Source organism: Acinetobacter sp. WCHAc060033 (assembly GCF_004209125.1).
In the GTDB taxonomy this organism is placed as follows: domain Bacteria; phylum Pseudomonadota; class Gammaproteobacteria; order Pseudomonadales; family Moraxellaceae; genus Acinetobacter; species Acinetobacter wuhouensis.
The window spans coordinates 81568-101999 of the sequence record NZ_SGSW01000005.1; the positions used below are offsets into that span (position 1 = coordinate 81568).

19 protein-coding genes and 2 pseudogenes are annotated in these 20432 nt (G+C 39.3%); 14 read left to right on the forward strand and 7 right to left on the reverse strand.

The window, feature by feature from the left end:
• Window positions 1-15 precede the first annotated feature (15 nt).
• The 6 genes from benC (at window position 16) to EXE10_RS03320 (ending at window position 7775) form a co-directional block, all read left to right on the forward strand.
• Window positions 16-1032 (forward strand): benzoate 1,2-dioxygenase electron transfer component BenC, encoded by a 1017-nt coding sequence (gene benC / locus EXE10_RS03295; RefSeq protein WP_130112345.1) that lies wholly within the window; start codon window positions 16-18, stop codon window positions 1030-1032.
• Window positions 1033-1323: 291 nt separating this feature from the next.
• Window positions 1324-2109, forward strand: a complete 786-nt coding sequence (locus EXE10_RS03300) for a 1,6-dihydroxycyclohexa-2,4-diene-1-carboxylate dehydrogenase (protein WP_130112346.1) — start codon at window positions 1324-1326, stop codon at window positions 2107-2109.
• A 48-nt stretch (window positions 2110-2157) separates the two neighbouring features.
• Window positions 2158-3345 (forward strand): benzoate/H(+) symporter BenE, encoded by a 1188-nt coding sequence (benE, locus tag EXE10_RS03305; RefSeq protein ID WP_130112347.1) that lies wholly within the window; start codon window positions 2158-2160, stop codon window positions 3343-3345.
• A gap of 589 nt (window positions 3346-3934) precedes the next feature.
• The gene (catA, locus tag EXE10_RS03310; RefSeq protein ID WP_130112348.1) at window positions 3935-4879 is read left to right on the forward strand and encodes a catechol 1,2-dioxygenase; all 945 of its coding nucleotides are present in this window, start codon (window positions 3935-3937) and stop codon (window positions 4877-4879) included.
• An 89-nt stretch (window positions 4880-4968) separates the two neighbouring features.
• Entirely contained in the window at window positions 4969-6228 is a 1260-nt protein-coding gene (locus EXE10_RS03315) for a GTPase (RefSeq protein WP_130112349.1), read from the forward strand.
• Window positions 6225-7775 (forward strand): dynamin family protein, encoded by a 1551-nt coding sequence (locus EXE10_RS03320; RefSeq protein ID WP_171478482.1) that lies wholly within the window; start codon window positions 6225-6227, stop codon window positions 7773-7775. Before EXE10_RS03315 ends, EXE10_RS03320 begins: the two co-directional genes overlap by 4 nt.
• A gap of 79 nt (window positions 7776-7854) precedes the next feature.
• On the opposite strand, the gene catM is transcribed toward EXE10_RS03320, so the two are convergent.
• Entirely contained in the window at window positions 7855-8772 is a 918-nt protein-coding gene (gene catM / locus EXE10_RS03325; protein ID WP_130112351.1) for a cis,cis-muconate-binding transcription regulator CatM, read from the reverse strand.
• A 116-nt stretch (window positions 8773-8888) separates the two neighbouring features.
• Here catM and EXE10_RS03330 point away from each other — a divergent pair, with 116 nt between their 5' ends.
• The 6 genes from EXE10_RS03330 to pcaD all read left to right on the forward strand — a co-directional run bounded on the left by EXE10_RS03330 (window position 8889) and on the right by pcaD (window position 14104).
• On the forward strand, window positions 8889-9995 hold the full coding sequence (locus tag EXE10_RS03330) for a muconate/chloromuconate family cycloisomerase (protein ID WP_130112352.1): 1107 nt from the start codon (window positions 8889-8891) through the stop codon (window positions 9993-9995).
• 17 nt (window positions 9996-10012) lie between these two features.
• Window positions 10013-10303, forward strand: a complete 291-nt coding sequence (gene catC / locus EXE10_RS03335; RefSeq protein WP_065992825.1) for a muconolactone Delta-isomerase — start codon at window positions 10013-10015, stop codon at window positions 10301-10303.
• Between the two features lie 201 nt (window positions 10304-10504).
• Complete coding sequence (locus EXE10_RS03340; RefSeq protein ID WP_130112353.1) at window positions 10505-11188, forward strand: 3-oxoacid CoA-transferase subunit A; 684 nt, start codon at window positions 10505-10507, stop codon at window positions 11186-11188.
• A gap of 20 nt (window positions 11189-11208) precedes the next feature.
• Window positions 11209-11859 (forward strand): 3-oxoacid CoA-transferase subunit B, encoded by a 651-nt coding sequence (locus tag EXE10_RS03345; protein WP_130112354.1) that lies wholly within the window; start codon window positions 11209-11211, stop codon window positions 11857-11859.
• Window positions 11860-12065: 206 nt separating this feature from the next.
• A complete protein-coding gene (gene pcaF / locus EXE10_RS03350; protein ID WP_130112355.1) occupies window positions 12066-13271 on the forward strand; it encodes a 3-oxoadipyl-CoA thiolase in 1206 nt (401 codons plus the stop codon).
• A gap of 53 nt (window positions 13272-13324) precedes the next feature.
• On the forward strand, window positions 13325-14104 hold the full coding sequence (gene pcaD, locus EXE10_RS03355) for a 3-oxoadipate enol-lactonase (protein WP_130112356.1): 780 nt from the start codon (window positions 13325-13327) through the stop codon (window positions 14102-14104).
• Window positions 14105-14568: 464 nt separating this feature from the next.
• Here pcaD and EXE10_RS03360 read toward each other — a convergent pair whose 3' ends face one another.
• From EXE10_RS03360 to EXE10_RS03370, 3 genes are all read right to left on the reverse strand, one after another.
• Window positions 14569-15813, reverse strand: coding sequence for a hypothetical protein (locus tag EXE10_RS03360; protein ID WP_130112357.1), 1245 nt, complete (start codon window positions 15811-15813; stop codon window positions 14569-14571).
• Between the two features lie 234 nt (window positions 15814-16047).
• Complete coding sequence (locus tag EXE10_RS03365) at window positions 16048-16332, reverse strand: hypothetical protein (protein ID WP_130112358.1); 285 nt, start codon at window positions 16330-16332, stop codon at window positions 16048-16050.
• A gap of 353 nt (window positions 16333-16685) precedes the next feature.
• Window positions 16686-17831 carry a helix-turn-helix transcriptional regulator gene (locus EXE10_RS03370; protein ID WP_130112359.1) on the reverse strand — a complete coding sequence of 382 codons (1146 nt, stop codon included), beginning with the start codon at window positions 17829-17831 and terminating at the stop codon, window positions 16686-16688.
• A gap of 200 nt (window positions 17832-18031) precedes the next feature.
• Between EXE10_RS03370 and EXE10_RS22120 the strand changes: the two are divergent.
• Both EXE10_RS22120 and EXE10_RS03375 read left to right on the forward strand, forming a co-directional pair.
• A pseudogene (locus tag EXE10_RS22120) lies at window positions 18032-18185 on the forward strand (transposase); the annotation flags it as partial.
• 62 nt (window positions 18186-18247) lie between these two features.
• Window positions 18248-18430, forward strand: a pseudogene (locus tag EXE10_RS03375) (IS5/IS1182 family transposase); the annotation flags it as partial.
• 65 nt (window positions 18431-18495) lie between these two features.
• On the opposite strand, the gene EXE10_RS03380 reads toward EXE10_RS03375, so the two are convergent.
• From EXE10_RS03380 to tolQ, 3 genes are read right to left on the reverse strand one after another with little or no spacing between them, the layout of a single operon-like run.
• Window positions 18496-19272 (reverse strand): energy transducer TonB, encoded by a 777-nt coding sequence (locus tag EXE10_RS03380; RefSeq protein ID WP_171478483.1) that lies wholly within the window; start codon window positions 19270-19272, stop codon window positions 18496-18498.
• Window positions 19269-19715 carry a protein TolR gene (gene tolR, locus EXE10_RS03385; RefSeq protein ID WP_130112360.1) on the reverse strand — a complete coding sequence of 149 codons (447 nt, stop codon included), beginning with the start codon at window positions 19713-19715 and terminating at the stop codon, window positions 19269-19271. The genes EXE10_RS03380 and tolR overlap by 4 nt, the downstream gene beginning before the upstream one ends.
• Window positions 19716-19727: 12 nt before the next feature.
• Window positions 19728-20426 carry a protein TolQ gene (tolQ, locus tag EXE10_RS03390; RefSeq protein WP_068974782.1) on the reverse strand — a complete coding sequence of 233 codons (699 nt, stop codon included), beginning with the start codon at window positions 20424-20426 and terminating at the stop codon, window positions 19728-19730.
• Window positions 20427-20432 lie beyond the last annotated feature (6 nt).

Sequence of the window (20432 nt, forward strand, 5' to 3'; positions counted from 1 at the left end):
TAAAAGGATTCTGCCATGTCAAACCATAATGTTGCACTTCAGTTCGAAGATGGCGTCACTCGCTTTATTTCCGTTGCACAAGATGAAACCCTTTCTGACGCAGCGTATCGTCAAAAAATCAATATTCCACTGGATTGTCGTGATGGCGCTTGCGGAACATGTCGTGCATTTTGTGAATCTGGTAGCTATGACATGCCAGAAGAAAATTATATTGAAGATGCACTTACACCAGAAGAAGCTGAACAAGGCTATATTTTAGCTTGCCAATGTAAACCGACTTCGGACGCGGTGTTTAAAATTTCGGCATCATCGGATGTTTGTAAAACACAAATTCACCAATTTCAAGGCACACTCTCCCGTGTTGAAAATCTGTCTGACTCAACCATTACTTTTGATATTCAGTTGGATGAAGATCAGCCAGACATCAATTTCCTTGCTGGTCAATATGTCAATGTCGGCATTCCTGGTACAACAGAAACACGTTCATATTCATTTAGTTCTAAACCAGGCAATCGTTTAACTGGTTTTGTGGTACGTAATGTACCAAATGGAAAAATGAGTGAGTTTCTGAGTAAAACGGTTAAATCAGGCGACAAAATGACCTTTACAGGACCATTTGGTAGCTTCTATTTACGTGATGTTGCGCGCCCTGTCCTCATGCTCGCAGGCGGTACAGGTATTGCCCCATTTATGTCAATGCTGCAAGTTCTTGAAGAAAAAGGTTCAACACAACCTGTACGTCTAGTTTTTGGTGTGACCAATGATTTTGACTTAGTCGCGATTGAAAAACTCAATGTACTTCAAGATAAGCTTCCATGGTTTGAATACCGTACTGTGGTTGCACACGCAGATAGCCAACATGAACGTAAAGGCTATGTCACAGGTCATGTTGAAAATGAATGGTTAAACCAAGGTGATGTCGACATTTACCTATGTGGTCCAGTACCAATGGTTGAAGCAGTCCGTGGTTGGTTAGATACCGAAGGTGTTAAACCGAAAAACTTCCTCTTTGAAAAATTCTCTGCGAATTAAATAGAGTCATCCCAACAAACCCCGTTTTCATAGAACGGGTTTTTAGATTGATAGATTGGACCTCTTGCGTAAGACAAAACTGATCATGAATTGACAATAAAATGAATATTGCAAGTCCCTCCACCTGTGCCATAGATGTTTTGAAATGAGAGGATTGTAAAGGTGAAATTTTTTTCCAAATAAATCCGCACTCTCTTGCGAAATCCTATTTCTCATCCTTTAAAAAGAGAGGAAATTTTCATTGTTCAGTAATCAACTTCCGCATGCGGTCTATAAGGAATGGAGCATAAAATGTCAGATCGTCAAAGATTTTTAAATAAAGTGGTTATTGTTACAGGTGCTGCACAAGGCATTGGTCGTGGCGTTGCCCTACAAGTCACCGCAGAAGGTGCGCAAGCAGTACTCGCAGATCGTTCTGAATATGTTGAAGAAGTATTAACAGAAATCAAAAGCAACGGTGGCAATGCAGTTACGATCAATGCAGATCTCGAAACCTACGCAGGTGCTCAAGCCGTTGTCGAAAAAGCCATTGCGACCTATGGGCATGTTGATGTACTCATCAATAATGTCGGTGGTGCTATTTGGATGAAACCTTTTCAGGAATTTACTGAAGAAGAAATCATTAAAGAAGTCAATCGCTCTTTATTTCCAACCATGTGGTGCTGTCGTGCTGTCTTACCTGAAATGATCAAGAATCAACAAGGTACGATTGTCAATGTATCTTCAATCGCGACGCGCGGCATTAACCGTATTCCCTACTCTGCTTCTAAAGGCGGCGTGAATGGTTTAACCGCGTCATTGGCATTTGAACATGCCAAAGATAATATCCGTGTCAATGCGATCGCGACTGGTGGCACAGAAGCACCGCCACGTAAAGTTCCTCGCAACAGTAATCCAATGTCTGAACACGAAACGCAATGGATGCAAGAAGTGGTTGATCAAACGATTGATCGTACTTTCTTAGGTCGTTATGGCACAATCCAAGAACAAGTGAATGCAATTACTTTCCTTGCTTCCGATGAATCTTCATATATTACAGGTACAGTAGTTCCAGTCGGTGGTGGTGATCAAGGTTAATTCATCTATTTAATCAATCACTCAATCCATTACGCAAGGATGCATACAATGGCAAATCTTTTACAGACTTTAAAAGAAGACTGGTCACTATCAGCCACAGTTGCAGGATTTTTAGCAGTTCTGATTTCATATTCAGGACCTCTGATTATCTTCTTCCAAGCCGCGCAACAAGCCCATGTTTCAACCGCCATGATGATTTCATGGATTTGGGGCATTTCGATTGGCGCTGCGATTGCGGGAATTTATTTATCAATTAAGTTTAAAGTTCCTGTGATTACCGCATGGTCTGCGCCAGGTACGGCACTGTTGGTCACACTCTTTCCCCATGTTTCATTGAATGAAGCTGTCGCGGCTTATCTCACGACCGCCGTTGTGATTTTCATCATTGGGATTACAGGCTATTTTGATAAATTATTGAAATGGATTCCTCAAGATGTTGCCGCAGGAATGATGGCAGGGATTCTATTTCAATTTGGTCTTGGACTATTTAAAGCGACTGATAGTATGCCTTTGATCGTCTTTGGCATGTTATTGGTATTTTTGATTGCCAAACGCTTTACACCACGCTATGCCATGCTATGGGTACTGGTTTCAGGTATTACTCTCAGCCTAATCATGGGCAAAATGAATCCTGTTACGGTTGATTTGAGCCTTGCCATTCCACAATTTATTGTGCCTGAATGGACATTGAACTCTACCTTAAATTTAGCCTTGCCTTTAATCCTTGTGAGTTTAACAGGGCAATTCCTACCAGGTATGGCGATTATGCGTTTGAGTGGTTATGACACACCTGCAAAACCCATCATTGCAGTAACCAGTATTGCATCCTTTGCGGTGGCATGTGTTGGAGGAATTACCATTGTATTGGCATCCATTACAGCAGCCTTATGTATGGGCAAAGATGCGCATGAATTAAAGGACAAACGCTATATTGCAGGCATTGCCAATGGAGTATTTTATATTTTAGGGGGTTTATTTGCAGGCAGTATTGTCATGCTGTTTAGTTTATTACCCAAAGAATTGGTAGCAGCATTGGCTGGCTTGGCTTTACTCGGTGCAATTGCGACGAATATTTCAGTGGCAATGAAAAATGAAGCGCAACGTGAAGCTGCGCTGATTACCTTTTTGGCGACTGCATCTGGAATGCATTTCCTAGGACTAAGCTCTGTATTTTGGGGCATTTGTATTGGTGTACTTGCACATTTGATTTTAAATAAACGCCATGCTTCTTCCTAAGTCTTTCAACATGCTTGTAATCAGTCAAAAAAATCATTACATCTATAAGTTATTTCTAGTGGTGTTTATTGATTAATTTCAATTCTCACTGCTTCTCATGGTATTAGTAATTTTCAATAAATCACCAAACCATATGTTTGATTTTTTGACAGCCCTCTTACGCCCCACCACGTCAAATTTCTACGATTGTATTCAAATCTGTGCAATATACTGTTTGAACTTTCCCTAACTCTCCGATTTTTACAGGTCGTAAATCGTCCTAGAATCATTAAATTCTCAATAATATCTTTTACTTTTAAATCTGATGAATTGTTTAAATTTAGATCAGGCATCATTTTTATGTGACATTGGTAATACTTTACTCTTCGAGCATTATCACAAAGTCGTATAAATCGCTAAATTTCACAACAATATACTTTTTAAGTATCTAAAGATACCGAATTCGGACTGGTTAAGGATATTACATTAAATTAAGGTATATATAACGATTATTCACAAAGCAATATCAGGATTAATGCTGAACAAACGCATAAGATGATTTTAAAAATATGACGTGAATCAGCATTATGGCAATATTAAGGAGATAGCCATGACAGCCAACAATGTTAGAATTTTCGAGACGGAAGAAGTACAAAACTTCATCAACTTGCTTAGTGGACTTGAGCAAGAAGGTGGAAACCCACGTACTAAGCAAATCATTCATCGAGTGGTTTCTGACTTATTTAAAACTATTGAAGATTTAAACATTACTTCTGATGAATATTGGGCTGCGATTGCATATCTAAACCAATTGGGTACAAGTCATGAAGCTGGTTTACTTTCTCCAGGTCTAGGTTTCGACCATTTCCTTGATCTACGTATGGACGCTGCTGATGCTGCTTTAGGCATTGACAACCCAACACCACGTACAATCGAAGGTCCTCTTTATGTTGCAGGCGCACCTGTTGCACAAGGCTTTGCTCGTATGGATGATGGTAGTGATCCAAATGGTCATACTCTGATTTTGCACGGTACAATTTACAATGCAGATGGTCAGCCTATTCCAAATGCGCAGGTTGAAATCTGGCATGCCAATACTAAAGGCTTCTATTCACACTTTGACCCAACTGGTGAACAAACACCGTTCAATATGCGCCGCACCATTATGACAGATGCGCAAGGTCATTATCGTGTACAGACAATTTTACCAGCAGGTTATGGTTGTCCTCCAGAAGGTCCAACACAACAATTGCTTAACCAATTAGGTCGTCATGGTAACCGCCCAGCACATATTCACTTCTTCGTGTCTGCAGATGGTCATCGTAAACTTACCACGCAGATTAACGTTGCTGGCGACCCGTACACTTATGATGACTTTGCTTATGCAACGCGTGAAGGTCTTGTTGTAGATGCGATTGAACATACAGATGCGGCAGCAAGCCAAGCGAATGGTGTTGAAGGTCCTTTTGCTGAAATGGTATTTGACCTTAAGCTGAGCCGTCTGGTTGATGGTGTAGATAACCAAGTGGTAGACCGCCCTCGCCTAGAAGTTTGATATTCTCAAACTTGATCTGTTGAATATTAAAATCAGGCTGGCTGTAACGGTTTAGCCTGATTTTATTTTATGGAAAGATAGAAAATAATATGGATATTCATACTTTCGATGCTGCAACCCACGATATTTTAGCCATTCTCCCAGAATACGATATGCCATTGGCTCGGTTGCGTGCCATATTACAGGCAGGTCAGATCCCAACAGTTACCGTCACTGGCAAATATAATCATGGTAAAAGCCGACTGTTAAATGAACTGATTGGTAATGATATTTTCTCTGTGGCAGATAAACGAGAAACAGTAAATCTCTCTGAACATTTGCAACATAATATCCGCTGGTTAGATGCACCTGGCTTAGATGCCGATGTAGCAGCAATTGATGATCAGTATGCTCAGGATGCCATGTGGAATAAAGCGGATATTCGCCTGATGATCCATTCTGTGCGTGAAGGTGAATTTGATCCTTTTGAATTACAGTTATTTCAACAGTTCGAACAGGATGCAGAGCAAACACAACGCCAAAGTATTTTGGTACTAACACAAATTGACCAAATCCCAGATCAAACTGTCTTAGCTCACATCATTGACAGTATTCAAAAACAAGCCCCTGCTGCAACTATTTTACCTGTATCTGCGACACGCCATCGTCAAGGTGTAGAAAACTCGAAACAGCTTTTAGTACAGCGTAGCGGTATCCCTGAGTTACAACAGAAACTCAGCAATCTGGTAAATAAAGTTCCGACAGTACGCCAGTTTGAAAAAAGTAAGATTTTTGCAGATCTCAAAAAACAACTGTCACAGCAACGAGAAACCACTGAAGCAAATATTCAGCAACTCAACACTACACTTCAACAGCAACGCCAGGCTTTTGAACAGGATCTGAATCAGATCCTGGATAAAGTACGTCAGGACTTACAACCCATTTTGTATATTTCTGGACAGGATAACTCATTAGAGCCTGATTCATTTGCCAATATGTATAAGTTGACTGCGGGCAAGCGTGATCGAAACCGCATTCAAGTGGCTTACTCCCGTGCATGTATTGAAATCAACAGTCATCTGGTGCGTTATGGTGTGGTGGGTTTACCTGATACACAAAAAAGTAATGTGCGTAGTTTAGACACGGTCATGGTTGCAGTACTGGGTATCTCAGTCAAACTTCGTAAGGACTTAAAGCTCATTTTTGACGATGAATCCGGACGTGAACGTTTACGCCGTGAATTTGCCCATTATTTTGAATTATCCACCGATCGAATGCATCTGAAACAGCAATTACAGGATTTACAGCAACAGCTTCAACGCATCATGCAAGCTCAACAGGCATCAAAGATACTGGAGCAAACATCATGATCCATAACTCAATTCAAACTTTCATTCATGCCACCGAAGCCTTTGATCAGCCTGAAAAAGATATTGTTACGCATTTAGATAAAATGCATACCTGGCATCAACAACTGGCGCGCAATCTCAATGATCAGCGTTTAAACAGTCATGGGCTAACTTCAGAAAGTTCGATAGCGCTCGATATTGCGACACTTAATGCCCAACTTGACCGTTACCTCAACCATTGGGAAACTCAGTCAGATACCTTGCATGCTGCCCAATCCGTCGCAGATCACTTTGACGACAAAATTATTTTGCTGATTTTTGGAAAATTCAACGCCGGTAAAAGCTCTTTATGTAATGTATTGGCAGAATGTTTTCACAGACATCAGCAAAGTGTTGAGTATTTTTATCTTGAAGATGGAAAAATTGTTGAAAGTCAGGATCGTTTTAAAGAAGGTGCAACTGAAACTACTACACGTTTACAAGGTGTCTGTTTAGGTAAGAATTTAATCCTATTAGACACCCCAGGATTACATTCAGTAACACCTGAAAATGCAGACCTGACCCAGCGCTTTCTGGACAGTGCGGATGGCGTACTCTGGTTAAGCAGTTCATCTTCACCTGGTCAGGTCAAAGAGTTAGCCGCTCTGGGACAGGAATTACGTCGACATAAACCTTTATTACCTGTGATCACCCGTAGTGATTATTTTGAAGAAGATGAGATTGATGGTGAGATCTGCCAGGTCTTGTGCAATAAAAATGCTGAGCAGCGCGATTTACAGGAAAATGATGTACATACCCGTGCAACAGATCAACTCATTGAAATGCACGTTGATCCGAGCCTGCTGCAATCCCCGATTTCCACATCCTCACAGATGCTAAAAAATGCTGACTTTAATGATCAAGCAATGCAAAGTGCTGGTTTCGATCGTTTATTTAATGCATTAATGCATTTGATTCAATCTGCTTTAGCTTATAAGCAACGTAAACCCGCAGAAGCTTTACTCCACCATTTGCAAGAACAGATTTTAACTCCATTACAGGTGGAAATTGTCCCTCAATTGCATCAATTACAACAAAATCTGAACCATGCTAGTGATACATTGGTGCAAAGCAAAGAGCAAATCATGACCCAAACTTGGCGCGGTATGATTGCAACGCTACCAAGTCTATTGGAACAATTTGCTGAACAACAGGCTGTAGATGAGCTTTACAGCACTTTGACACAACAGGCGGAACAATCTCTGTCTCAACAGATTTCAGATACCTTAGTCGATTATCAACTGCAGAGTCTTCCATTTGAACCACTAAAATTTGCTAAGCATCTCACCTATGAAGTCATTTATGCTGATGATACAAAAGAAATCTTAGCCATTGGACATGACCGTTTGTACGCTGAAATTTCACAAAGCTTATGGCAAAAACTAGATGTGCATACAGATGAAGTTATTTCACAATGCCAAAAAATACTGAACAACATTCAAACGCAAATTGAGGTTATTCAGCAAGGCTTAAATGATGATGAACAAGCCTTACAACAGATTGCTCATTGTTTAAGAATGAAGGATTAAAACGAATTTAATCACGATGTAAAAGATGATCATTATTGAGTAAATATCATCATGAACTTATTCAACTCAATGAACTGTATTAATCCTCATTGAGTTGAATTGGCATATCATTTTCTTCAAATACTTGCTTAATGCACTCTAAAATATCGGGAATATATGCACTTTGATCCATATTTCGAACCGATAAAGAAATTGGACTGTATGCTTCTAAATCCAGTATTGGGATATAAATTAAATTTTTCATTCCAATATCACTAGCACTCTCAGGAATTAAGCAAATTCCCTCCCCCGATGATACCAATCCAAGTGCTAAATGAATTTCACGGACTTCTGTAAACTTTTTCGGCACTAATCCCAATTCTGTAAAAACAGACTGAATTAATGTTGAAAAGTTCGGTTTAGGCGTAATTGGATAGGAGAATATCGACTCATCTAAAATCTGTGATAAATACACACCTGTATCAATAGACTCTGCCAAATGATGATTTTTATGTACAGCAAGTTTAAGACGTTCTTTGCGCAAGAATAAACGCTTAATGGATGGATCCGTTAATCTCAATCGACCAAATCCAATATCAATTTTTCCTGCTTTTAAAGCTTCGATTTGATCTCGTGTCCCACACTCAATAAGTTCCACATGAATGTCTGGGTGTCGCTGTCGGAATAAATAAATTATTTGGGGTAATAAGGCATAAAGCAACGAACTAACATAACCAATTCGTACCGTTTTATCTACCGCATTAATACGTCGAGCCATTGAAGTTGCTTGTGCAGTATGGGTCAATATTTGCACAGCATGTTCATAGAAGAACATCCCTGCCTCAGTAGTTTTAACTGGGCGAGAACCTCGTTCAAACAAGGTAATACCTAATTCTTCTTCTAATTTTTGAATTTGTCGACTTAAAGGCGGTTGAGCAATACACAACTTTTCTGCAGCCTTGGTAATACTTTGCTCTTCAACAACAGTAACAAAATATCGTAAATGTCTTAACTCCATGACTAGAACCCCTTTATATACCTTATAAGTATCTAAAAATACCATTATCAGCCTAGTTAAAGATATTACATTAAATTAAGGTATATAAATAGTTAAACACTGAAGAAAAATTTGCAATGTATACATCCATAGAAACATTGCTTGTTGAGATTCCAACCATCCGTCCGCACAAGATGGCGGTTGCAACAATGCAAACACAAACCTTAGTACTGGTCAAAGTAAGCACGGAAGATGGCTTTATCGGCTGGGGTGAAGCGACCACAATCGGTGGCTTAGGCTATGGTGAAGAAAGTCCAGAAAGTGTTAAAACCAATATTGAAACTTATTTTGCGCCCTTATTAAAAAGCTTAAACGGCTTAAATGTCGCACAAACGATGCAAATGATTAACCGCAATATCAACGGCAATCGTTTTGCAAAATGCGCAATTCAAACAGCACTACTCGATATCCAATCACAACGATTAGGTCTACCTTTAAGTGAAGTCTTAGGCGGACGTTTACGTGACAGCATTTCAGTCCTTTGGGTTCTTGCCTCTGGCAATACTGAAAAAGACATTGCTGAAGCGCAAAAAATGATTGAAAGCAAACGTCACAATGTCTTCAAACTAAAAATCGGCTCTCGTCCTGTAGAACAAGATGTTGAACATGTTTTAGCGATTAAAAAAGCATTGGGCGATGACATTTCAATTCGTGTCGATGTCAATCGTGCTTGGTCTGAGTTAACTGCGATTAAAGGTATTCAAATGCTGCAGGATGGTGGCATTGATCTCATCGAACAGCCTTGCGCCATTCACAATATCGATGCAATGGAACGACTGACGCGTAAGTTTGATATTGCCATTATGGCTGATGAATCTTTAATGGGACCACAAAGCGCTTATGAACTGGCTAAACGCAATGCGGCTTCTGTTTTTGCAGTTAAAGTTGCACAGTCTGGCGGTTTAATTGAAGGCTGCGAAGTTGGGAAAATTGCCAATTTAGCAGGGATCGACCTTTACGGTGGCACCATGCTTGAAGGTCCTGTGGGAACAATTGCATCGGCTCACGTATTTTCTACATTCAGCAACTTAGCTTATGGCACTGAACTTTTTGGTCCGTTACTGCTCACTGAACAAATTTTAAAAACACCACTTCAATACGAAAATTTTGAGCTCAAAATCCCAACGGGTTTAGGCTTAGGTATTGAATTGGATGAAGACAAAATCGACAACCTACGTCGCTAATAATTGAAGGAGTCGTCATGCTTTTCCAAGTAAAAATGGATGTTCATATCCCACTCGATATGCCAACTGAAAAAGCCAATGAAATTAAAGCCGTTGAAAAAGCATATTCTCAAGATTTGCAACGACAAGGAAAATGGCGTCACATCTGGCGCATAACGGGTCAGTATTCCAATATCAGTATTTTTGATGTTGAAAGTAATGAAGAGTTACACAATATCTTACAAGGCTTACCCCTCTACCCTTATATGGATATTCAGGTGACTGCTTTAAACCGTCACCCGTCTTCTATTCGTGAAGATGATACCTGATCAGAAATCAAGCCACTCTAGCATCTTAGGGTGGCTTGAACCCACTTTAGAACGTAACGTCAGTTGAGTGATTCAATAACAATGCTTCCGATTTAAGGCTTAATTTCTAAAGTTATCGCAACACCACAATTTCTACGCATAACTATTCAGAAGCGATATTTATGCATAGAAATTCATGAAAATGCAGATAAGGTTAATCACATGATTGATAAAAGCACACTTGCACTTAAGCAAGTTCTCTCGCAGATTAAAGATGGCGCAACCATCATGATTGGTGGGTTTGGCACAGCAGGACAACCCGCTGAACTGATTGATGGCTTGATCGAACTGGGTGTGAAAGACCTTGTCATTATCAATAACAACGCAGGCAATGGCGATTACGGTTTAGCCAAACTTCTAAAAGCAGGTGCTGTGCGAAAAATCATTTGTTCGTTCCCACGTCAGTCAGACTCTTGGGTGTTTGATGAACTGTATCGTGCAGGAAAAATCGAACTCGAACTTGTACCACAAGGCAACTTAGCTTGTCGTATCCAGGCTGCTGGCATGGGTTTAGGTCCAATCTATACGCCAACAGGTTTTGGAACAATGCTTGCTGAAGGCAAGCCGACCTTAAATTATGAAGGCAAAGATTTCGTTTTAGAAAATCCAATCAAAGCTGATTTTGCTTTAATCAAAGCGCATCAAGGTGATCGTTGGGGCAATTTAGTCTATAACAAATCTGCACGTAACTTCGGTCCAATCATGGCAATGGCAGCAGATGTGACGATTGCACAAGTGTCAGAAGTGGTTGAACTCGGTGCGCTTGATCCTGAACATATCGTTACTGCTGGGATTTTCGTTCAACATGTTGTGGCTGTCGGTTCTACTGACAATAACGCACAGTAATTGGATACGGAGAAATTAAAATGAGTTATACAAAACTAAGCCGTGATCAAATTGCTGAACGAGTAGCCCAAGATATTCCAGATGGTGCTTATGTCAACTTGGGCATAGGTTTACCGACCAAAATTTCAAACTATCTCCCATCTGACAAAGACGTATTTTTACATTCTGAAAATGGTTTACTGGCTTTTGGTCCCCCACCTGAAGCTGGACAGGAAGACCCAGAACTGATCAATGCTGGTAAAGAATTTGTCACCATGCTCACAGGTGGTTGCTTCTTTCATCATGGTGATTCATTCGCCATGATGCGTGGTGGTCACTTAGATATTGCTGTTTTGGGTGCATTCCAAGTGGCTGAGAATGGTGATCTAGCCAACTGGCATACAGGTGCACCTGATGCAATCCCTGCTGTTGGCGGTGCAATGGATTTAGCGGTTGGGGCAAAGAAAGTGTTTATTACCACTGATCATGTCACTAAAAAAGGCGAACCGAAAATCGTCGCGGAACTGTCTTATCCAGCAACAGGTTTGAAATGTGTAGACCGTATTTACACCGATCTTTGTGTGATCGATGTGACTGCTGAAGGTATGAAAGTCATAGAAAAGGTAGACGGTTTAAGCTTTGACGAATTGCAGTCGATGACGGGTGCAAAGTTAATTGATGCAACAGTTTAATTACCTCCCTTAATCCCTCCTGAAAGGAGGGAAACTTTCATTACAAAACTATTGAATGCAAGTTTAAAAGATTGTTAAAAATACTGAATTAATAATGGAAGTTCCTTCTCCCTCAGGGAGAAGGCTAGGATGAGGGGATTCTATAAACATCCTCTCCCTAACCCTCTCCTTCAAAGGAGAGGGAACTCTAGGAAAAGAGAACCTCTATGAAAAACGCATACATCATTGACGCCATCCGTACCCCATTCGGACGCTATGCAGGTGGACTCGCCCCTATTCGTGCTGATGACCTCGGCGCATTACCAATCAAAGCTCTAATGGAACGTAATCCAACAGTGAACTGGGAACAGGTCGATGACGTGATCTACGGCTGTGCCAACCAGGCAGGTGAAGATAACCGTAATGTTGGACGGATGTCTGCACTTTTGGCAGGTGTTCCCTACCAAGTGCCTGCAACCACAGTAAACCGTTTATGTGGTTCATCACTTGATGCTGTAGCAATGGCAGCCCGTGCAATTAAAGCAGGTGAAGCTGATTTAATCATTGCAGGTGGCGTAGAAAGTATGAGCCGTGCCCCCTTAGTCATGAGTAAATCTGACAGTGCATACGGTCGTAGCCAAAAACTTGAAGACACCACTATGGGTTGGCGTTTTATCAATCCAAAGCTGAAAGAAATGTATGGTGTTGAAACCATGCCACAAACGGCTGAGAATGTAGCTGAACAATTTAATATCAACCGTGCAGATCAGGATCAGTTTGCATTAACCAGTCAGCAACGTACCGCAGCTGCACAAGCCAAAGGTTTCTTCGAAAAAGAAATCATTGCTGTCACAATTCCACAGCGTAAAGGCGAAGCGATTGTGGTGGATATCGATGAACATCCACGTGCATCAACCACACTTGAAGGTTTAAACAAGCTTAAACCAGTCGTCAAAGCTGATGGTACTGTCACTGCGGGTAATGCGTCAGGTATTAACGATGGTGCTGCTGCACTTTTGATTGCTTCAGATGAAGCCATTGAAAAATATGCTTTGAAAGCTCGCGCTAAAATTATTGGTGCAACTACTGTTGGTGTTGAGCCTCGAATTATGGGCTTTGGTCCTGCACCTGCAATCAAAAAGTTACTTGCACAAACAGGCTTAACTTTAAGTCAAATGGATGTGATTGAACTCAATGAAGCTTTTGCAGCACAAGCTTTAGCAGTCACTCGTGATCTAGGTTTAGAAGATGGTGCAACGCACGTCAATCCAAATGGTGGTGCAATTGCGATTGGTCATCCGCTCGGTGCATCAGGCGCACGTTTAGTCACAACCGCATTGAATCAACTTGAAGCGATTGGTGGCAAATACGCCCTATGTTCAATGTGTATCGGTGTCGGTCAAGGCATCGCTTTAATTATTGAAAGAGTTTAAAACAATTAATAATCCCCTCCCTTTTATAAAGGGAGGTTGGGAAGGATTTATACATGCCAAAATTTACATCCGACGATGCCGAAATCAATTACCAAACTTTTGGTGATGCGAGTAAACCTACGATTGTATTTTCAAATTCTCTAGGTACAAAATACAGTATGTGGCAAGTGCAAATTGAGCATTTTCAAAAAGATCATTTTGTAATTTGTTATGATACACGTGGTCATGGACAATCTTCTGCCCCTCAAGGTCCATACACCATCGACCAATTAGGGCAAGATGTAGTGAATCTTTTAGATCACCTTAATATTCAAAAAGCAGACTTTTGCGGAATTTCAATGGGTGGCGTAACTGGACAATGGTTAGCGATTCATCATTCTGCACGATTTAACCATGTGATCGTCTGCAACACTGCTGCAAAAATTGGTCAGGAACAAGCATGGTTAGACCGCACCAAACTTGTTCGTGAACAAGGCTTAAAACCAATTGCAGAAACAGCAGCATTACGTTGGTTTACAGAACGCTTTATCCAAAGCCAATCAACAATTGTAGAATCCATGAGTAACGACCTCGCAGCTGGCAGCGCAGAGGGTTATGCAAGTTGTTGTGAGGCTTTGGCTAAGGCGGATTTACGTGAAGATTTAAAGAATATCAGCGTGCCTGTTTTGGTGATTGCAGGTCTGCAAGACCCAGTAACCACAGTTGCTGATGGACAATTCATGGTCGATCGTATTGCCAATGCAGAGCTATTTGAAATAGATGCTTCTCATATTTCCAATGTAGAAAAGCCTCAAGAATTTAACCAAGCTTTGGAAAATTTCTTAGCTAGATAGTCTCTATCCGTTCACGCTGTACAATAAATGTAAGGTACTGAATTGTACGTAAAAGGCTTATTCATAACTCTCTATGAATAAGCCTTTTACATTATTTTCTCTTATTGAAATTAAAAATGTATTTACAGAATCGTTTTAGATGAAAGATGTCCGCAAAATCTATATGAATTTTTATTATAAATCTTAAATAACAATCATTTTCCAAACAGTCATTCACAACTTAAATCTATCAATAATCGCTTAAGCCTATAAAACAGTCCCAAAACTTTAAAATTAAGTTTTCAAATTTCTCTTTTATATTTATACGATGAATGGCCATTTCAAAAAAAAGGCCACATTGAGGATTAAATGTAGCCAAAAGCACATCTTAAGTTTTAATTAAAGATTCAGAATACAATCAATGATGTATCCTGAGCCTGATTAAAATTTATTTTTGAAATACAAAGAATAGACTTCTTCAAAATTTAGAAAGTATAGCCTGCATTAACTGTAAAACCTCTTAAATCTTTGTCTGCATAGGTATAAGTAAAACCGATACGATATTCATCAATCCAAGCTTTTGGCTTCTTATTTTTAAACCCTATAGAGCCAGAAAAATCATGTGACAATTCAGAAAATAGTTGATCTCCGCTAAAATCAGTACGTGCATATGCAAGTTTTGCAATCAATGGACTACCTGCAACTGACTTATGCAAAACATGACTATATTCTACGCCATTACGCAAAATGGTATTCTGCAAATCATATCCACTGTCAAAATCACCGACCTTGATTGAATCAGTTTTATAATAAGACACCATATTGATGATTGAAACTGCTGAATTTTCATTTAAAGGGAATTGAGCATTACTACTTAAACCACCACCGTAAATTAATGCCGCTGTTCCAAAATCTTCAGAACCAGTTACACCACCTCTAATTTGTGGCATGAGGTACCAGTTTACTGATTCAGTTGATGCTAATTTAAAATTTAAACCAACACCAAGATTTAAACTTCCTGATAATGCCCCATCCGATGTTTTAGAAACAGTAATCGGTAAATCTAAAACTAGACCTGTTTTATTTGATTCAAACCAATGTGAATAAGTCAGTGGCAAGTTATAGACATTAATATCATGTCCTTGCTGAGTATAACGTCCGAAACGAGGCATCATGCCGAAATTTGATGAAGAGTTTTCTTTTAGTCCATACATTTGATCAGATGCCATATCCGATAAATTATCGGTCATTGAACCTACCATCATAGAAAGTAAACTGGTTGGGTTGCCTGCAACTGGATCAATCGGTGAGTTTTTCACCCATTCTGCAGTAAGTTTCTTTAATAATTCTTTATCTTCGCCTTTTAACGCATCAAGGAACATGTCCTTACTTTCTTCACGAGTTGCACCTGTATAAGTACGTTCAATACCAAGTGACGGTATTTTAAATGTTAAAGTCGAAGAGTTTTGTGCATAGCTTAAATTCACAGGTACATCACGTAAATTGACTTTTGCATTTACAAATGAAGTTTCTGTATATGTTGGGAACATAGCTTTCATATTGTATGAATCATACTGATCAGCCACGTCAGAAATACTACTATAACCAAGCACCTGTGATTGGTTATCGACTTGGATTTCAGATGTAAATACATCTTTTGCATATAAATTCATTGAGCTAAACGTAACTAAAGCCATCCCCAATTTAATGATTAATTGTTTTGTATTCATTTACTTGTTTCCATTGTTTGTTCATTATTTCTTGTTTGTAATTTTATATTTATTTTTGTAATTAAAATATTCCTCAGATGAGGAGTTGACTTTTATAAAATTTTATTTTTACGAATAAGAATAAATACTCTTAGTAAAGTTTTCATCATCCTCAGTTTAGCTGTTACTTAGTTTTCTTTGCTTCAACAAAAAAACTAATTCTTAACTAGATCATCTGGATATGTAGTCTATCTTTCACAAGCGACACGTATAAAATAACCATGATTTGAAGGCTGATCGAGCTTGGTTCGGGTTATAGAAAAGAATAACTGCGTAGATTTCTAAAGGCTGTCCTCGAACAATATTCAAATTTTGGGGTGTAATTCTCTTCCATTCTGAAGGCCAAATACCTGTTATAACCGCACAGCCTGTCAAAACGCTAAAAAAACCACAAATTGTAAAAATACGGATAATGTACTGTCTTAAAAGTTTATTTTTGAACTTTTGAATATAATTGCCAACATCTGATTTTTTATTCATATTACGTTCCTTTAAATAGTTATTTTCAAATCCATCATTGATATTTTTAAAAACAGTATTAATTAAAATATATATTTATATCAGAAAGATATAACTTTATTCCAATTCCAAAAATGGAATTATGAACTACCTTTTTCATTGATTTTTGTAGTGTTGCGGAATATCACAAGTATATTCACCATGCAAATTCTCAGACACTCCCAAATGGGAATGTCATGCATAAAAAAACATTGCTACAGTACTTAAGACTAAATTCTTTTAGTTAAGCAGTATGCTATTCAGCATTTCCCCCACATGAATACATACTGCGCTTAATATCAAAGCTTTAAGGAAAATAATAAAATGAGAAAAGGTTAAATATGCTCAAAATCAAGTGTAAGTCCCATGAGCAACTGCATCAGTTCAGTCTGAGAACTACATGCTGTTTTGGCGAAAATATTTTTAATATACATTCTAACCGTGCCATAGGTAATATTCATTTGAAGACTGATTTGCTCAAGATCCATACCATTGACAAATAAATAGCAGACTTCTATTTCCCTTTTCGCCAGTTTATATTTTTGTTGTAAATAGTCTTCTGCCAAACGTTGTGGTTGATCTGTTTGTGTTATAAAAATAATCACTTTTTTAGGATGATGACTGATATTTATTTCCGAGAACGGCAATATACTCAACATTAATGACGCTGTATTATTATGATCATAAAGTGCCAAAACACCACCAGACTCATGAGTTACATCGCCTATTTCGAATAATGAACTACGAATCAAATCAGCCAATTTTTGTTGAAATTCTAAGCACGTTTTTAAATGATTCTTTTGATCAAGCTGTAATAAGCTTGAACGTTCCAAAATTTTTCGAGCAATGGCATTACTATAACTTAGACCATAATCTTGATTTAGCAGAATCACGCCTACTTTAAAATGATCTAAAACATGGTAAATATTATCTCGATCATCTTTCAAAAACGTCATTTGACGATAAATCTGCAATGCACGTCGCATGTGGATACCTAATCTCTTAAGAATCAGGTCTTCTGTTTCACTATATTCTTTTAATTGTGGCGCACGATGTACAGCCAATACAGCCCAACTGTATACGCTACGCTCTAAAAGTACTGCAGCTACATGACTGACATTGGTCGGTTTGGCACATTTCTCATAAAAAAGAAACTCATCTGTCCCCACTGGCATATTTGCATAGCGCGCAAAGGAGTTCAGCACCGTATCCCCTAACGCTTTTTCTGCCCAATACGGTGCATGTAAACGTATGTCCAATACTTTCACTTGTTCGTCTTGATACGCATGCATGCTTTCAATAGGTATATTATGTGTAAAAACAAAGTCATAATTTGGACTGAGCTGATCCGTTGCAGTAAATATAGCCGTCGTACTTTTTGTAAAATCTGCAATTTCAGACAAGACATCTTGCCACAACATCGGATTAAGCGCGGCATCGTAAATCATGCCGATGATTTTATTCTCATGTTCTGCCAACATTTGCATTTCCCCACAAAATTGCAAAGTTATTGGCTTATATTATCGAAATTGTATAGCTTGCACATATTCCCATATGGGGAGGGGTTTTTAGTTTTTTATGCTTTTAAGGGCCACTAAATTTAATTGTACTAAGCATATGGGACATGAAGTCTTCTAAAAGACTATATCTACAGACGATAAATATAAGGATAAATATACAGAAATTGTTTGAGCGTTTTTTAGATTTTAGAAATGAAATTGGGGGCCGTCATTTTGGGCAAGAGGTTATTTTTGTGTTACCTCGGGTATAGTACAAAAGAGATGATAAAGAATTATTTTGGGCCTAAAGGGGATGATAATTTTTGGACGGAGTAACCTGACAGACGTTTGCCCCGTATCCAAACTTTAGTTCTTATTTCACCCCATCTGTTTTAGAAACAAAAGCTAATATTCCAAGGAAATCACATAATAAACATATAGTTTGGCATTTATAAAAAATCAGACACTTAGTTAAAAATGCATTTTGTGGGTTGAAGCAATTCAGAGGAATTGCTACTAGATATGATAAGCTAAAATATAGTTATAAAGGGGGCTGTTGCATTAGCAACATTTTTATTTGACTCATTTTCACGGGTAAATTCTATGCTTAAAGTATCAATGCCCCCTGAATATTCATTCAATAAAATTAACTTTCAATACGATATTGGAAGGTATTTTTAACATTCGATACGCTGATCGGTTTGCCATCGACTAAACGAGGCTGATATTTAAAAGCGAGCGCAGCCTGAATCGAAGGTCGTACAAACATCGGATGACAGTCACCTTGTGCCTTTGGATTTTCTACCCGCCCTTTTTCATTCACGCTGTACACCACTGTACAATCCCCCTCCAGCTTACGATCCAGTGCCGATTCAGGATATGCAGGTGCAATTTTTGAAACAGGTTGATAATTTTTAATATCAAATGATTCAGGCTGAGTTTGTGTTTTAGGTTCTACTGTTTTCTGGGTCTTCGTCTGAGTTGAGGTTTCTGTCTTCGCATGGCTCTCAACAACTTTCTTTGTTTCCGTCGTTGTACTTTGCTCTTCCGTCACAACTTGCTGCGATTGCTTTTTGGCTGTCTTTGTAGCTGTAGTGACACTTTTGTTGCTCTGCGACTCTACAAATTTTTTTGGGGTTTTCTGCTGGGCTTCGGCAGGCATTTCTTTCTGTTTTTGGAAGGCAGGCTTATTTACAACTTTTTCTTCAACCATTGGTTCAGTCTTTTTAGGTTCAGGTTGTTGTTTGGCAGGAGGTGGTATTTGCACAAATTGCAATTGAATGGTTTTCGGCTTGGGTTCCGCCAATGTTTCATGCATCTCAACCGTACATAACCATGCAATTAACGCAATATGCAATCCAGCCGTGACCGAAAGTGCCAGACCCTGATCACGGAACCTGATTCTGGAGAGGGTTGCCATCATGATTGTGGTTCCTCTGTCACTAGCCCTAGGTCCGTTACACCACTTTTTTGCAAGGATGCAATCGCCTGAGCAACCAGTTGATAATCAGCATCCTGATCAGCACGTATATAAAACTGCAGGCTTTTATCTTTTTGAATCATTGGAATCAGCTTTTGTTGCATACTGGCTAAATCAATGGCTTGATCTGTAACTTTCTCAGTGTTCACTTCTGTACCAATATTCCAGTAATACTGACCATTGGCCTGAATCGACAATGTCACGATACGCTGCTGTTGTGACGCAGGCATGACACTGGCATCGACTTTGGGTAAGTCAATCTGAATACCTTGTGTCAGCATTGGCGCAGTCACCATAAAAATTACCAACAGCACCAACATGACATCTATATAAGGAACGACATTCATTTCAGCATTGAGTTTTAATTTTTGAGGACGCTTAATCATGGCTTTTGCTCCTTAACGCGAAGTGCGCTCAGTGTGCCCCAGCAAGCGATAAATACGTGTCTGCAATTCATTGGCAAAACCGTAATAACGACTGGAAAGCTTGTCAGCACGTGCCGAAAAACGGTTATATGCCACCACCGCAGGAATAGCGGCAAATAAACCAATGGCTGTTGCAATCAGCGCTTCTGCAATCCCTGGTGCAACTGTATTTAAAGTCGCCTGTTCAACACCAGACAGTCCAATGAAAGCATTCATAATGCCCCAGACTGTTCCAAACAGACCAATATAAGGGCTGACTGAACCCACTGTTGCAAGAAAGGTCAGATTTTGCTGAAGCTTTTCTTCTTCTTCACTGATGCTGCTGAGTAAGCGTCGCTCTACTCCATCAATCACATCACTCGTAGTGAGTTGTTCATCTTTAATCAATTGGTTGTACTCATCCAGACCATGATGAAAAATGCTGACAACACCTTTTTGCTGTTCAGGCTGCTGGTAATCCTGATGTAAAAGATTAAGATCTTTCTGCTGTCTAAAATTTTTTAAAAAGCGGTTCCAAAGCTGTTCCTGCCCACGAAGTAACATGCCGTGACGCACAATCAGATACCAGCTTACGACTGAGGATAAAACCAAAATCAACATCACCACTTTAACCAATACACTGGCATGGCTGATCAACATCCAGACTGACATTTGATCCATTGTTGCTTGCATAACGCA